Origin of the sequence: Arthrobacter agilis (assembly GCF_002953615.1) — a bacterium.
Taxonomy (GTDB): domain Bacteria; phylum Actinomycetota; class Actinomycetes; order Actinomycetales; family Micrococcaceae; genus Arthrobacter_D; species Arthrobacter_D agilis_B.
The window spans coordinates 1,094,673-1,108,240 of sequence record NZ_CP024915.1; the positions used below are offsets into that span (position 1 = coordinate 1,094,673).

Annotated in this window: 12 protein-coding genes; 3 read left to right on the forward strand and 9 right to left on the reverse strand. The window is 69.1% G+C overall.

The window, feature by feature from the left end; genetic code table 11:
• On the reverse strand, positions 1–667 hold a 667-nt coding region (locus CVO76_RS05235; RefSeq protein ID WP_208741045.1), incomplete at its 3' end, for a DUF222 domain-containing protein.
• A gap of 400 nt (positions 668–1,067) precedes the next feature.
• Here CVO76_RS05235 and CVO76_RS05240 point away from each other — a divergent pair.
• Positions 1,068–2,369, forward strand: coding sequence for a GNAT family N-acetyltransferase (locus tag CVO76_RS05240; protein WP_208741047.1), 1,302 nt, complete (start codon positions 1,068–1,070; stop codon positions 2,367–2,369).
• Positions 2,370–2,482: 113 nt separating this feature from the next.
• Here the strand turns inward: CVO76_RS05240 and CVO76_RS05245 are convergent, their stop codons facing one another.
• The 5 genes from CVO76_RS05245 to CVO76_RS05265 all read right to left on the reverse strand — a co-directional run bounded on the left by CVO76_RS05245 (position 2,483) and on the right by CVO76_RS05265 (position 8,786).
• Positions 2,483–3,715: an MFS transporter gene (locus CVO76_RS05245; protein ID WP_208741048.1), complete on the reverse strand. Its 1,233-nt coding sequence runs from the start codon at positions 3,713–3,715 to the stop codon at positions 2,483–2,485.
• A gap of 87 nt (positions 3,716–3,802) precedes the next feature.
• A complete protein-coding gene (locus CVO76_RS05250; RefSeq protein ID WP_208741050.1) occupies positions 3,803–5,446 on the reverse strand; it encodes an ATP-binding cassette domain-containing protein in 1,644 nt (547 codons plus the stop codon).
• Complete coding sequence (locus CVO76_RS05255) at positions 5,443–6,273, reverse strand: ABC transporter permease (protein WP_208741052.1); 831 nt, start codon at positions 6,271–6,273, stop codon at positions 5,443–5,445. The genes CVO76_RS05250 and CVO76_RS05255 overlap by 4 nt, the downstream gene beginning before the upstream one ends.
• The gene (locus CVO76_RS05260) at positions 6,266–7,207 is read right to left on the reverse strand and encodes an ABC transporter permease (protein ID WP_208741054.1); all 942 of its coding nucleotides are present in this window, start codon (positions 7,205–7,207) and stop codon (positions 6,266–6,268) included. Before CVO76_RS05260 ends, CVO76_RS05255 begins: the two co-directional genes overlap by 8 nt.
• Positions 7,208–7,229: 22 nt before the next feature.
• A complete protein-coding gene (locus tag CVO76_RS05265) occupies positions 7,230–8,786 on the reverse strand; it encodes an ABC transporter substrate-binding protein (protein ID WP_208741056.1) in 1,557 nt (518 codons plus the stop codon).
• 380 nt (positions 8,787–9,166) lie between these two features.
• Between CVO76_RS05265 and rpsA the strand changes: the two genes are divergently transcribed.
• A complete protein-coding gene (gene rpsA, locus CVO76_RS05270) occupies positions 9,167–10,639 on the forward strand; it encodes a 30S ribosomal protein S1 (RefSeq protein WP_104117334.1) in 1,473 nt (490 codons plus the stop codon).
• 143 nt (positions 10,640–10,782) lie between these two features.
• Here rpsA and CVO76_RS05275 read toward each other — a convergent pair whose 3' ends face one another.
• The 3 genes from CVO76_RS05275 to CVO76_RS05285 are packed head-to-tail and all read right to left on the reverse strand — an operon-like array spanning position 10,783 to position 13,077.
• Complete coding sequence (locus tag CVO76_RS05275) at positions 10,783–11,931, reverse strand: class I SAM-dependent methyltransferase (RefSeq protein WP_244186215.1); 1,149 nt, start codon at positions 11,929–11,931, stop codon at positions 10,783–10,785.
• A gap of 20 nt (positions 11,932–11,951) precedes the next feature.
• On the reverse strand, positions 11,952–12,365 hold the full coding sequence (locus CVO76_RS17555) for a hypothetical protein (protein ID WP_347876227.1): 414 nt from the start codon (positions 12,363–12,365) through the stop codon (positions 11,952–11,954).
• A gap of 10 nt (positions 12,366–12,375) precedes the next feature.
• Positions 12,376–13,077: a GAF and ANTAR domain-containing protein gene (locus CVO76_RS05285; protein WP_208741060.1), complete on the reverse strand. Its 702-nt coding sequence runs from the start codon at positions 13,075–13,077 to the stop codon at positions 12,376–12,378.
• A gap of 240 nt (positions 13,078–13,317) precedes the next feature.
• Between CVO76_RS05285 and CVO76_RS05290 the strand changes: the two genes are divergently transcribed.
• On the forward strand, positions 13,318–13,568 hold a 251-nt coding region (locus tag CVO76_RS05290), incomplete at its 3' end, for a hypothetical protein (protein WP_208741062.1).

A 13,568-nucleotide genomic window follows, 5' to 3' on the forward strand; every position in this document is an offset into this window, starting at 1 on the left:
CGACCCGCAGGATGTCCTCGTCGGACTCGACCGCCTGCCGGGTCAGGTGGTCCTCCATCGACTCGACCTGTTCCGGGGTCGCGAAGGACTGCACCCGTTGTACTGCCTGGGACACGATCGCCGCGGCCCGACCGCTGACCAGCCCCGCCTCCACCACTGCACTGAGGGTTTCCAGTCGGGCAGGCAGCGCCGCACCCGTTGGCGACATCCGGCACAGCACCAGGTCCGCCAGGGCCAGCCGGCGTCGGGCTTCGGTACGGCTGATCCCCAGGGTCCCGCGCAGGAAGTCCGCGCAATCCCTGAATCCATCCGGTGCTGCACCCGCCCGCGACCCCCAGAAGGATGCCGTGGCGCTGCCGACACCCAACGACGCGGTACCCCACGAAGCGGTGCTCGCGGACGTGGTGCCCGACGAAGCGGTGCTCGAGGAAGTGATACCCGACGAAGCTGTGCTGGAAGCGGCCGGAGTCGGAGTCTTGGCGCGAATGGCCTGTTCTGCCCGGGCCAGCAGCGACCCGGGTGCGGACGTACTCCCGGACGTACTCCCGGACGTACTGCCGTGATCGGGTTCGTCGACCCGGTAGTGTTCCTCGGCGAGGCGTGCGGCGAGGACTTGCAGATGGTCCACGACTCTCGAGACACGTTCGATGTCGATGATGAGCTGCACTGCCTCCGGCCGGGACGGGACACGGCCTTGCCGGCCCAGCTCTCGGGCACACTCCGTGAGCGCAGCGAAGGCCGAGTTCAGCGGACCCACTGTAGTCGGGGTCTGCGCGGAACACTCGAGCGGGGCGATGGCCATACCCTGAATTTTATCGAACACGCGTACTATTCAGCGTGCTCCTCGGCCTATGTGGACAACGACAGGACGCTCCCTATTTCTCAGGGAATCGGGGTGCGATCGCTCACGAGACCAGAGGTGGGGCGCCGTCGTCGTACTCCTCCCGATGCGAGCGCGCTAAGAGGCGCCCCGGCCCCGCCGCCGGAGGGCGTCGTCCTGCCACCCCTGAGGTCGGCGCCGACGGCGCCCCTGGTCCCCGCCGGACCGCCGCGGCTAGGGTGGTGGAGTGAGCCACAACACCGCACCCGACCTGCACACCGAGATCTTCAGCACTGCCGCCGACGAGGACGTCACGGCGGACGGCCGCTTCACGAAGTGGCTCGATGCGGAGGGGATCGGGTTCCACGAGGGCACGTTCGATCCGGAGGACATCCCGAAATTCCTCGGGGCGTACCAGGCGGACCAGCGGGTCCTGTGGGGCGTCCACGATCGTGCCCAGCCCGCCGAGGCCCTCGGTGCGGACCATCCGGTGGCCACCTACGGCACGATGGTGCATCCGCTCAACGTCGGAGCGGGACAGATCGAAGCCCACCAGATCACAGCTGTCACCGTCCGGCCGAGCCACCGGCGTAACGGCATCCTGCGCTCCATGATGACCAGGGACCTTCGGGAGGCCGCGGAACGGGGGCTCCCGCTGGCCATCCTGACCGCGTCGGAGGCGACGATCTACGGGCGCTTCGGATTCGGCTGCGCCACGTTCACGCAGGCCGTCGAGGTGGACGTCCGCGAGCGGTTCGAGGTGACGGCACCGAGAACCGGTACGACGACGCTGGTGGCCCGGGAGCACGCAGTGCGCCTCGCCGAGCAGATCTTCGCAGGCTTCCACGCCGTGACCTTCGGCTCCGTCGGCCGGCAGTACGCCTACCCGCGCCGTGCCTCGGGCGAGTGGGGCAGGGAACGGCCGGTCGAGGACCGCAGGGTGCGGATGGCGGTGCACTACGACGCCGAGGGGACGCCGGCAGGGTACGTGTCCTATCGCTTCGCAGGCTGGGACACGACGCCCTACACGATGAAGATCGTGGATCTGGTGGCAGCCACACCCTCTGCCTACCTCGAACTGTGGCGGTACCTGGGATCGCTCGACCTCGTGCAGGTCGTCACCTGGGACGGAGCGCGGCGGGACGACCCGCTGCCCTGGGCGCTGCGCGACCGGCGCTGCTATGACGTGAAGGGGACCGAGGACGTCCTCTGGGTCCGCCTGCTCGACGTGCCGGCCGCGCTCGGCAGCCGCTCGTTCCGTGGGAGCGGCACGATCGTCCTGGAGGTCCTGGACGCGCTCGGGCTCGCCGGCGGCTCCTACGTCCTGACCGTCGTGGACGGCGTCGCCCAGGTGGAGCACGTCGAGGCCGCGGCGGCACCCGACGCCACCCTCACCATCAATGCGCTCGGTTCGCTGTACCTCGGGGGAGTGTCGGCTTCAGCACTCGCAGCGGCCGGCGCTCTCGACGCTGCAGCCGGGGACGCTGTCGAGCTCCTCGACACGCTGTTCGGACGCTCCGAGGAGCCGTATTGCATCACGCATTTCTAGATCCGCCTCCAGGCGGAGCGTCCGATCGGACCGAGGGTGTCTGCGAAGCGCGCCGCCGACGGCCGATCCGAGGGTGCAGGAAGAAGGGGTTGTGAGCCGATGCCCGTCGGAGGTCACGCCGCCGTGGACGGCAGGGGAAGGAAACGGGGGAGGAAGACAGCGGCAGCCCCGCTGAGGAGGACCAGGAGCACCCAACCGGTGGTGCTGCCCACGGTGTCCCGGAGCGCACCTATCAGCGTGTTGCCGCAGACCACGGCGAGGCCTCCGCAGCTGGCGAGGAGCCCGTAGTAGGCACCCAGCGGTCGTGCCCCGGCGAAACCTTGCACCTGCTGCAGCCCGGCGGGCCCGACGAGCATGCGTCCGAGGCTGAGGAGGACGACGAGACACACCGGTCCAGTGGCCGCCGGGAGTCCGGGCACGAGGTGCATGCCGGTGGTACCGAGCAGCGTGATCAGCAGAAAGGCCACGGCGATGCACGAGAACCCGGCCCGTAGCGCCGCGACCGTCCCCATCCTCGCTGCCACGGACGACGCCGGTAGTTGGAGTGCGATCGTCAGGATCGAGGTGATGGTGAACAGCATGCCCAGAAGTCCGGCGCCCGCCCCGCTCTGCTGGAGTTCGAGAGGGAGCGTGAAGTACAGCTGGTTGTACGCGAGGAGGTTGATGCCGAAGAACGCGCAGAACGCGAGGAAGCGACGCTCCCGCAGGCAGGCCCAGGTGTCATGGCCCCCGGCTGCTGCCCGGGGCGAGGGGGCCGTCGTCGGAAGCCCTCGCGGCATGATCAGCCAGAGGACCACTCCCACCGTAAGGAAGAGGCAGGCGGCGGACCTGGCGACGATAGGGAAGCCGAGTGGCAGGAGGCCGGTACCGACCAGGGGCCCGGTGACGGCGCCCACTTCGCCGAACAGGACGAGCCACGCGAACAGACTCCGGCGCCGACTGCCGTCCGCTGCGCGGGCTCGATCGAGTGCGCCGACGAGCCCCTCGACGGCGGGCGAGAAGAGGGCGCCACCCATGCCGGTCAGTACGGCGCCCAGAAGGAACGGCCAGAAGCTGTCGGCCGCGGCCAGTCCGTAATAGCCCGCTGCCCGGAGCACGCAACCGGACAGGATGCTGCGGCGAGGGCCCCACCGGTCGGCAAGCACCCCTCCGAGCAGGAACAGGCCCTGCTGGCTGAAGGTCCTCACACCGAGGACGACGCCGATGGCGGCGGCACCCAGCCCGAGGTCCTCGGACATGACGAGCGCCAGGAAGGGGACGACGGCGTAGAAGCCGATGTTGAAGACCAGTTGGGTGGACAGGAGCACCGATGCGCCGCCCTGGGTCGTCGAGGGAGCAGGAATCATCGGGAGAGATCACCGGAGGCGGAGCGTGTCACCTCGGGGTGGTCCGGAGCACGGGTGGCGCGGGCAGCCGGTCCCGGCAGCGGCGCGTCAGGCCTCGTCACGGGATGCCTTTCCGTCCGGCGCCCGGACCAGCCCGGGAGCATGCAGAGCCGCCCAGAGTCCTTCGGCACGACAGGGGATCGACGCGGCGACGAGCGTCCGGCTGTGCGGGTGCAGGGGCGTGGCGAAGAAGTCCCGGGTCTGGGCCACCTCGACCACCCGCCCCTGCAGGATGACGGCAACCCTGTCGCACATGTACCTCACCACGTCCATGTCATGGGAGATGACGACCAGGGAGAGGTGGTGCTCGCGTTGCAGACGGAGCAGCAGATTCAGGATGGTGCGCTGCGAGAGCGCGTCGAGTGCGGAGGTGGCCTCGTCGCAGATCAGGATCCGTGGCTCCAGGAGGAGTGCCCGTGCGATGGTGGCTCGCTGGAGCTGACCGCCCGAGCACTGGCCGGGATGCCGCTCCAGCAGGCTCTCGTCCAGGTCCACCTCCTCCATCGCAGCACTGATCCGGTCGTCCCGTTCCCTGGGCGTCAGTTCCCGGCGTGCGTGGAGCGGTGCGCGGAGGCTGGTCCGCAGGGTCATGCGGGGGTCGAAGGCGCTGTGCGGCTCCTGGAACACGAGCTGCACGGCGGTGATCCGGTCTCCACCGGCGCCGTCGGGAGAACGGGTGATGGACCCGGTATCGACGGATTCGAGCCCCACGACGGCTTTCGCGAGTGTGCTCTTGCCCGACCCCGACTGGCCCAGGATCCCGAGGATCTCCCCGCGCCTGAGGGACAGGGAGACGTCCTCGAGGGCGGTGTGGCGTTTTCCCCGGGGCGCAGGAAAGCTCTTGCCCACTTCGTCCAGGACCAGGATCTCGCGTTCTGTGGAGGGCTGACGGCGTCGGGACTCGGGCGCGAGGCGGGCGGCGGTCAGCAGCTCCCGGGTGTACGGGTTCCGGGGTCGGGCGAGCAGCTCGCTCGTGACGCCCTCCTCGACGATGGATCCGGCACTCATGACCAGGACGCGGTCGGCGTATGCGGCGACGGACGCGATGTTGTGGGTGATGTACAGGATGCCCAGTCCGCGTTCCCGGCGTTCCCGGTCGAGCAACTGGAGGATCTGCCGTTCCAGGACCTTGTCCAGCGCGGAGGTGGGTTCGTCGGCCAGGAGCATCTCCGGTTGCCCCGCCAGCGCCACGGCCGTCATGGCGCGCTGGGCCATCCCGCCCGAGAGCTGGTGCGGATAGGCCCGGAGGCCTCGGGCCGGATCCGGGAACCCGACCTCGGCGAGCAGTTCGAGGGCCCTGCTGCGAGCTCCCACACCCCGGAGACCCGCATGCAGGCGTAACGGTTCCCGAAGGTGGTGGCCGACGGTCCGGTTCGGATTGAACATGCGCCCGGGTTGCTGGAACAGCATCCCCAGCCGGCCGCCACGGGCACTGTTCAGTTCCTGCTCGGCGGCCCGGGTCAGGTCGAGGTCGCCGAGCCGGATGGAGCCGCCGGTGATGGCGAGCCGAGGCGGCAGCAGGCGCAGGCAGGACATCGCGGTCAGCGTCTTCCCCGAGCCGGACCCACCGACCAGCGCCACGAACTCACCGGGACCGACCGAGAGGGAGACGCCGTCGAGCAGGGGCGTACCCCGGCTCTCGGAGGAGTCGGTGCGGACGTCGAGACCGTCCAGGACCAGACCCGCCGTCACGAGTCGGTCCCGGCGGGAAGGAGCAGGGGAGGTGCCGTTCTGCGCGCCGCACGCTGGCCCAGCAGGGTCACGCAGAGCGCCACGGTGAAGATGACCAGGCCGGGCGCGAGGATCCCCATCGGAGCGCGGTCCGCGAAGGGCTGGGCGGACGCGATCATGGACCCCCAGTCGGCCTGTGGGGGCTGCACCCCCAGACCGAGGTAGGAGAGGGCTCCCACACTGATCAGCAGGTGCCCGAACCGCAGCGCCGCCTGACCGAGGATGGGAGCTGCCAGGTGCGGCAGGACATGCCGGAGGACGATGAACGACGACCGGCAGCCCACCACGCGCGCTGCCTCGACGAAGCCACGGGCGGACACGTCGTAGGCGAGGGCCCGTGCCAAACGTGCGAAGGGTGTCCATCCCGTCACGGTCAGGGCGAGCAGCAGCGGCCCGAACCCCGTCCCGAGCGCCGCCACGACGAACAGCGCCACCACCATCTCCGGCAGTGCGAGCAGGACGTCGTTCGTCCGGGTCAGGAACTCGTCCACCCAGCCCCGGCGCCGCGCGCTCAGGACGCCGATGGCCACCCCCAGCAGGCAGGTCGACACGGTGGCGAGCGCCGCCACCGACATGGAGAAGCGGCCGCCGTCCAGGATGCGGCTCAGGGTGTCCCGGCCCAGGTTGTCGGTGCCCAGCCAGTGCCCGGCGGACGGAGGAGCGAGGCGCTCGGTCAGATTCTGCTCCGCGGGCGGGTAGGGCGCGAGCCAGGGCGCCAGGAGGACGATGAGGACGATGAGGACGAGGACGGACGCGGCGACGGTCGTTCCGGTGATCCGGCTACGCAAGGGATGCTCCCAGCGCCGGGCTCAGGAACCGGTGGACGAGGTCGGCCGCCGTGGTGACAACGACGGCGAGCACCACGACCACCACCACCCCGCCCTGCGCGAGCGGGATGTCGCCGTTGACGACGGCATCGAAGAGGAGCCGACCCATTCCCGGGACGGCGAAGATGACCTCCACGATGACGGAGCCACCCAGCAGCCCCGCGAACCACACGGCGAAGAGCGTGGACAGGGGGACCAGCCCGTTCGGGATGACATGGCGCACCACCGACTGGGCCCGGCTCAGGCCGCGGGCACGCGAGGCCAGGACATGGTCCGCCGCTGCGCTGTCGATGATGCCTGCCCGGACCGCCGAGGTGAAGAAGCTGATGGGCCGCAGGGCCAGTGTCACTGCGGGAAGCACGGCGGACGACGGGTCGTTCCAGCCGGCGGTGGGCAGCACGGACAGTTCGAGGGCGAAGACCAGGACCAGCACGGGCGCCACCCAGTACTCGGGCATGGCGATGAGGGCCTGGGTGACAGCGGTGATGGCCTTGTCCGCCGCGCTTCCCGGCCGGAGCCCGGAGACGATGCCCAGCGGGAGGGCGAGCGAGACCGCCAGTCCGAGCGACAGGACCACCAGGCTGAGGGTGACGGCCAACGCCGGCAGCACCTGCTCCGCCACCGGAGTCCTGCTGACATAGGACAGCCCCATGTCGCCGCCGGCGACGTCGCCCACCCACCGCAGGTACTGGGCGAGAAGGGGGTCATCCAGGCCCAGGCTCTCGGCCAGGCCCTGGACGGTGGCCTCGTCCACCGCGTCCCCGGCCACCCGTGATCGGATGATCTTCCGCACCGGGTCCCCCGGGGTGAGGTAGGGGATGAGGAACACCGCGAAGGAGGACACCGCGACGGCGGCCACCAGGGTGGCCATGCGTTTGGTGATGAAGTGCAGCATGGAGGGGCTGTCTGCTGGAGGGCTAGGGTGCGGTCTTCGCGGTCTCCGCCGTCAGGACATAGCGGGAGAGCGGGTCCTGGACGTAGGAGAGGACGTTGGTGCGGACAGCGTCGGTGGCCTGTTCGTTCACGAGCCAGGCGTTGACGGCCTCGTCCTGGAGGATGCGGCCTGCCTCGGCGTACAGCGCGTAGCGCTCGGTCTGGTCCACGGTCGCCGCCGCCTCGGCGATGACGCCGTCGTACTCCGCACTGCAGAAATGGCTCAGGTTGTACGTGCCCTCGCAGGTGTAGTCCGCCGTGAGGAAGCCGATGGGATCGGCGATGTCGATCAGTCGGTTGCGCTGGCTCAGCAGCATGTCGTAGTCGCCGGCCAGGACGTCCGGTTCCGCCGCTGCATACTCCTTGGCCTCGATGGTCACCGGGATGCCGATGTCCTTCAGGTTCTCCTGGATCACGGCCGCGACGTCGCTGAACTCCGCACGTTCCACGATGGCGATGATCTCCAGGGGCCGGTCAGCGGTGTAGCCGGCGGTGGCGAGCAGATCGCGGGCCCCGTCCAGGTCCTGCTCCTGGTCCTCGCCCACGCCGTCCGCCCACGGCTCGGAGGAGGCGAAGGGACCCGTGGCCGGAAGGGCGGCACCCTCGTACACGCTGGCCGCGAGGGCGTCGAGGTCCAGGCCCTTCCGGATCGCCCTGCGGACGTCCACATCATCGAGCGGCGCGCGCCCGTTGTTCAGGTAGAGCGTCGCCGTGCGCGGCGAGTCCGCCTCGAGGACGGTGACTCCGGACGCGCCCTTCAGGGTCGCCAGGCTGGACACGGGGATCGACAGGGAGATGTCCGCCTCCCCGGTCTGGATCTGGGCCGCCCGGGTGGCGCCGTTCGTGATGAAGCGGATCTCCGCTCCGGCGAGCTGCACGTCCCCTCCCCAGTAGTTCTCGTTGCGGTCCAGGGTCAGGGACTGCTTGGGCTGCTCGGACACCGGCGTGAAGGGGCCGGTGCAGTGCCCGAACGGATCCACCTGGCCGTCCCCGTAGGCGGCGGGAGCCAGGATGCCGGTATTCACGCTCGCCAGGCGGTACGGGACCAGGGGATTCTCCTCCGGGGTGCTCACCCGGACGGTATCGGAGTCCACGGCGCTGACGGAGCTGATCATCGTCCGGTTGAAGGCCCGCGCCGGGACCTCGGCGTCCAGGACGTGGTTCAGCGCGGATACCACGGACTCCGCGGTCATTTCCGTGCCGTCCTGGAAGGAGACGCCCTGGCGCAGGGTGAAGTCCCATTCCAGGGGGGAGGCCTGCTTCCACTCGGTGGCCAGAGAGGGCTGGACCTTCCCTTCCTTCTGGTCGTACCGGGTGAGCGTCTCCAGGCACCCGGACAGCGACAGGATGTAGGCGGCATCGGATTCCAGTGCCCAGTCGGCCACCGGAGCCCGGAAGTTGTCGACCACGATGCGCTGGCTCGTGTCGGCTGCCGCGGTGCTGTCATCGGAGGGAGCCGAACCACCACTGAATCCGCAGCCGGTGAGGACGAGGGCGGCCACCGCGGCAACGAGGACACGGGACGGGAAGGACGAACGCACGGGGAACCACCTTGAAGGGCTGCCGAGGGGGCAGAAAGTGAAGCGGGGACTCTTTAGGCTAGCCTTACCTGAGGCCGATAGGAACTCGAGGTATTCCACCTCGCAAGAAAGAGGTCGCGGACGATCGGTGGAGACCCCCGACCCGACCGCGCTGCTTTGACGGTGTTGGACCCCGAGGCTAGACTAGACAGGCGCGTAGTGCGTTCTGGTGGATTCCGGTGCAAGCCGGCGGCCCCGGGGCGCGGTACCACTCCTGAATCTTCCGAGGTTCTTTCCATTTCGTCCACATCCGGACATCGGAACCCGCTCCCGGCCCAGCTGGAATCGCGGTATCCGTCATGACCGGAGCAAGTAATCTTCCACAACGGAGCCCCAACTACATGACCATCACCACCACCGAGAAGCAAGGTGCCCCCGTAGTCGCGATCAACGACATCGGCACCGCTGAGGACTTCCTCGCAGCGATCGACGCCACCATCAAGTACTTCAACGACGGAGATCTCGTCGAGGGTACGGTCGTCAAGGTCGACCGCGACGAGGTCCTGCTCGACATCGGTTACAAGACCGAGGGTGTCATTCCTTCCCGCGAGCTTTCCATCAAGCACGACGTCGATCCCGGAGACGTCGTCTCCGTGGGCGATCAGGTCGAGGCTCTGGTTCTCACCAAGGAAGACAAAGAAGGCCGTCTGATCCTCTCCAAGAAGCGTGCTCAGTACGAGCGCGCCTGGGGCGACATCGAGAAGGTCAAGGAAGAAGACGGCGTCGTCACCGGTACCGTCATCGAGGTCGTCAAGGGTGGCCTCATCCTGGACATCGGCCTGCGCGGCTTCCTGCCCGCGTCCCTCGTCGAGATGCGTCGCGTCCGCGACCTGGCTCCGTACATCGGCCAGCAGATCGAAGCGAAGATCATCGAGCTCGACAAGAACCGCAACAACGTCGTTCTGTCGCGTCGTGCATGGCTCGAGCAGACCCAGTCCGAGGTCCGTTCCACGTTCCTCAACAAGCTCGAGAAGGGCCAGGTCCGTCCGGGCGTCGTCTCCTCGATCGTCAACTTCGGTGCGTTCGTGGACCTCGGCGGCGTCGACGGTCTCGTCCACGTCTCCGAGCTGTCCTGGAAGCACATCGACCACCCCTCCGAGGTCGTCGAGGTCGGCCAGGAAGTCACCGTCGAGGTCCTCGAGGTCGATCTGGACCGCGAGCGTGTCTCCCTGTCGCTGAAGGCTACGCAGGAAGATCCCTGGCAGACCTTCGCCCGTACGCACGCACTCGGCCAGGTTGTTCCCGGCAAGGTCACGAAGCTCGTTCCCTTCGGCGCGTTCGTCCGCGTCGAGGACGGCATCGAAGGCCTCGTGCACATCTCGGAGCTCGCTGTCCGCCACGTCGAACTGGCCGAGCAGGTTGTCTCCGTGGGTGACGAGCTCTTCGTCAAGGTCATCGACATCGACCTCGAGCGCCGCCGCATCTCCCTCAGCCTCAAGCAGGCCAACGAGGGCGTCGACGCCGACAGCACCGAATTCGATCCCGCGCTCTACGGCATGGCCGCCGAGTACGACGAAGAGGGCAACTACAAGTACCCCGAGGGCTTCGACCCCGAGTCGAACGAATGGCTCGAGGGCTACGAGACGCAGCGCGCCGCCTGGGAGGCTCAGTACGCTGAGGCCCAGTCCCGCTGGGAGTCCCACAAGAAGCAGGTCGTCCAGCACGCGTCCGACGACGCCGCTGCAGCGAACGAGCCTGTCGAGTCGAACGCGACGAGCTACTCCTCGGAGCCTGTCGCCGCTGACACCGGATCCGGCACGCTTGCGTCGGACGAGGCACTCGCAGCACTGCGTGAGAAGCTGACCGGAGCGTAAGCTGCCGCGCTACAGCTGAAACCGAGGAAGGCCCCCGTCCACCGGACGGGGGCCTTCCTTCATCCCATGGCCACCCCCATCCGCGGAGACCAGGTGGTTGCGGAACGGTTGAGAGCCGCGGGAGATCCGCGCGCCGGTAGCGGTCATACCCTCCGCGTCGACCGGGTGACCGTGAAGCGGGGGGAGCGGTCGAGTTGCCGGGTCGGGCCGACGGTCCGTTCGAGGACGGGGCGGTAGCGGAGATGGCTGTTCCACACGGTCCACAGCTCGCCCCCCGGGACCAGGACACGGGCGCAGGCGTCGAAGAGGCGATGGGCGACGCCGGTATGCACCGTACTGCCGGTATGGAACGGCGGGTTGAGGACGATCACGCCCGCCGAGGCGTCGGGCAGGGCGGACAGCGCGTCGTCCCTGCTCACCCTGACCCGGTCGGCCACACCGTTGGCCGCCGCGGTTGCGGCCGTCGAGGCGGTCGCCGAGGCCGACTGGTCCGTGGCGTGCACCTCGAGGTCCGGGTGGGTCAGGGCGAGGTAGGCGGAGATGGCGCCGTTCCCGCAGCCCAGATCGATGACCTTCCCGGCGCGGAGATCGTCCGGCAGGGCGTCGGCCAGACCGCGCAGGTGGGGGAGCAGGAGCTGGGTCCCCGGGTCCAGCGCGGCTCCACCGAAGGTCGCGCCATAGGCGCGCAGTTCCAGGGGACGGTCGAGGCCGACGTCGAACCTCGCAGCCCGGGGGAAAGTGGACGTGGACGTGGGGCGGGGCTCCGCTGCCCGGAGGACACGCGACTTCTGGCGGGCCAGGCCGGCCGTGACGTCCCCGAAGTACCGGCCGAGCACGGCATTCATGGAGACGGACATGTGCTTGAGCCTGCCTCCGGCGATCACCTGTACGTCCGGTGCTCCGTGCGCGGCGATGGTCCAGGCGATCTCGTCGAGTTCGTCGAGCGATCGCGGGAGGCGCAGGAGGACGGTCGCGACGCCGTCGAGCAGCGAGCCGTCCAGGGGGCAGGGCCGGTAGGTGTCCGCCATGCCGGCGTCGGCGGCGTTCAGGGCGAGTGCCCGCTCGTGGACCACGCCGTCCTGGAACACCCGGATCGGCGTTCCGCCCCACAGCCCGACGGCACCCAGGGTGAGGGCCCCGTAGGAGTCGTTGATCGTCGCGACGCCGCCCCCGAGCGCGAGACGGTCCGCAGCGGTGTCGAGCAGCAGCCGGTCGGCCGCGTCGACGGCGACCAGCTCCGCGGACTCGATGTCGGGGCGGCGGCGCAGGCGGTCGGGGCTGAACGGAGTCACCCGCACCATCCTAGGTCCGCTCAGGGTTCGGTGGCAGAACCGGAGTCGGAGTCGTTGCTGTCCGCCTCCGGTTCCGTGCCGGCCCTCGGCTTGAAGAGCCAGTCGAGAGCCGTTCCCTCATGGCCACCACCGCCCGCCTGCAGGGGCGCGTCTCCGTCGGGCTGCTCCCCGTCCTCGGCGGGATCGGTGCTGTAGGGGGCGCGCGGCGGTGGAGGGAGGCGGTCGATCAGTTCGTTGGCCGCGTGGGCGAGGAGGTCCCGCTGGAGCGGCGGCAGGGTGAAGGAGCCGTGGAGGTAGGCCTCGACCTCGTACTCGCCGGCGTCTCCGCCCAGGCCGAAGTAGTGCAGCCAGAGCTCACTGGCCTCGATCTGCGCGTGGCGGATCGCCCGGAGGAGGTGGATCCGCTGATATTCGTGATCTGGATGGTTCTCCACGGGCTACGCCTTAGTGCGAGCTACCGGCGGTGCCGTCGATGACGGAGAGGGCTACGGCCCGCAGGTCCGTCTTCGTCGTCGATGCTTCGGACAGCATGCGGCGCAGAGCCGAGTCCGCGTCCAGTCCGTGCCGTTCCATCAGGATGCCCCGGGCGGTGTGGATGAGATCCCGGGTCCCGAGCGCGGCCTGCAGCGCCCTGCTCGCTGCCGCGGGTGCGCTGTCCGGTTGCGCGCTGCCCAGCAGCGTGGCCACCGGGGAGGCGAGGAGGGCCAGCTGCTTGCGGTCCTGGGCCGAGAAGGCGGACGGGAGGGGTGAATAGACCTTGAGGGCACCGATGCTCCTGCCGTCGTGCACGAGGACGGTGCTGAGGGTCGAACGCAACGGGAGGTCCGCGACCGCCTTCCGCCAGAGCGGCCATCGGTCATCGGATACGACGTCGTCGATCTGCACGGTCGTCTCCGCGGCCCACGCCGTCAGGCAGGGACCCTGGCCCAGTTCGTACTGCAGGGCATCGGCGGCCGCCACCACGTCGTCGGTGTAGCCGGTGCTGCGCTTGCGGCCCTGGTCGTCCATCAGGGACACACCCGCACCGAGCGAACCCGGGAACGACTTCTTCACGGCCTCGGCAAGGTCCTCGACCGCTCGTCCGGCCTTGCCTTCGGTGAGCAGGAGGCCCTTGAGTCTGGCGAAGACCACAGTCAGCTCTTCCATCGGAGAAGTCACAGTTCCAGCCTCGGCACCACAGTCGTTCGGATCGGATACAAAGTATCAGGATACACACGGCGGCCAGGTCTCCACGCGCTGTTCCACCGGCCCGCGGAGGGTGTAGGGAGGACGACCGGCGGCGTCCTGCCACTGCTCCGGCGCACCCAAGAGCTGCTTGCCCGTCGGTCGCTCCCGTGCCTAGGGTGGCTTCACTAAGCATGCTTCCCAATGAGCCCAGGAGTTGACGTGACCGGATCATCAGGCCATGACGCACTACCGTTGCCCGACTACGACCACATCCCGCTCGGCACCCTGCCCACGCGCATCACGGGCCTCGACGAGGGAGGCCTGCGCGCGCTGATCGACTACGAGGAGGCGCACGGGAACCGCCTTCCCGTGAAGCTCGTCCTGCAGCAGCGCCTGGAGGCGGTGCAGGGCGGTGCCGAACTGTCCGAGGGAGCGGGCACCTCGACACCCGAGGTGAGCAGCACGGCGGG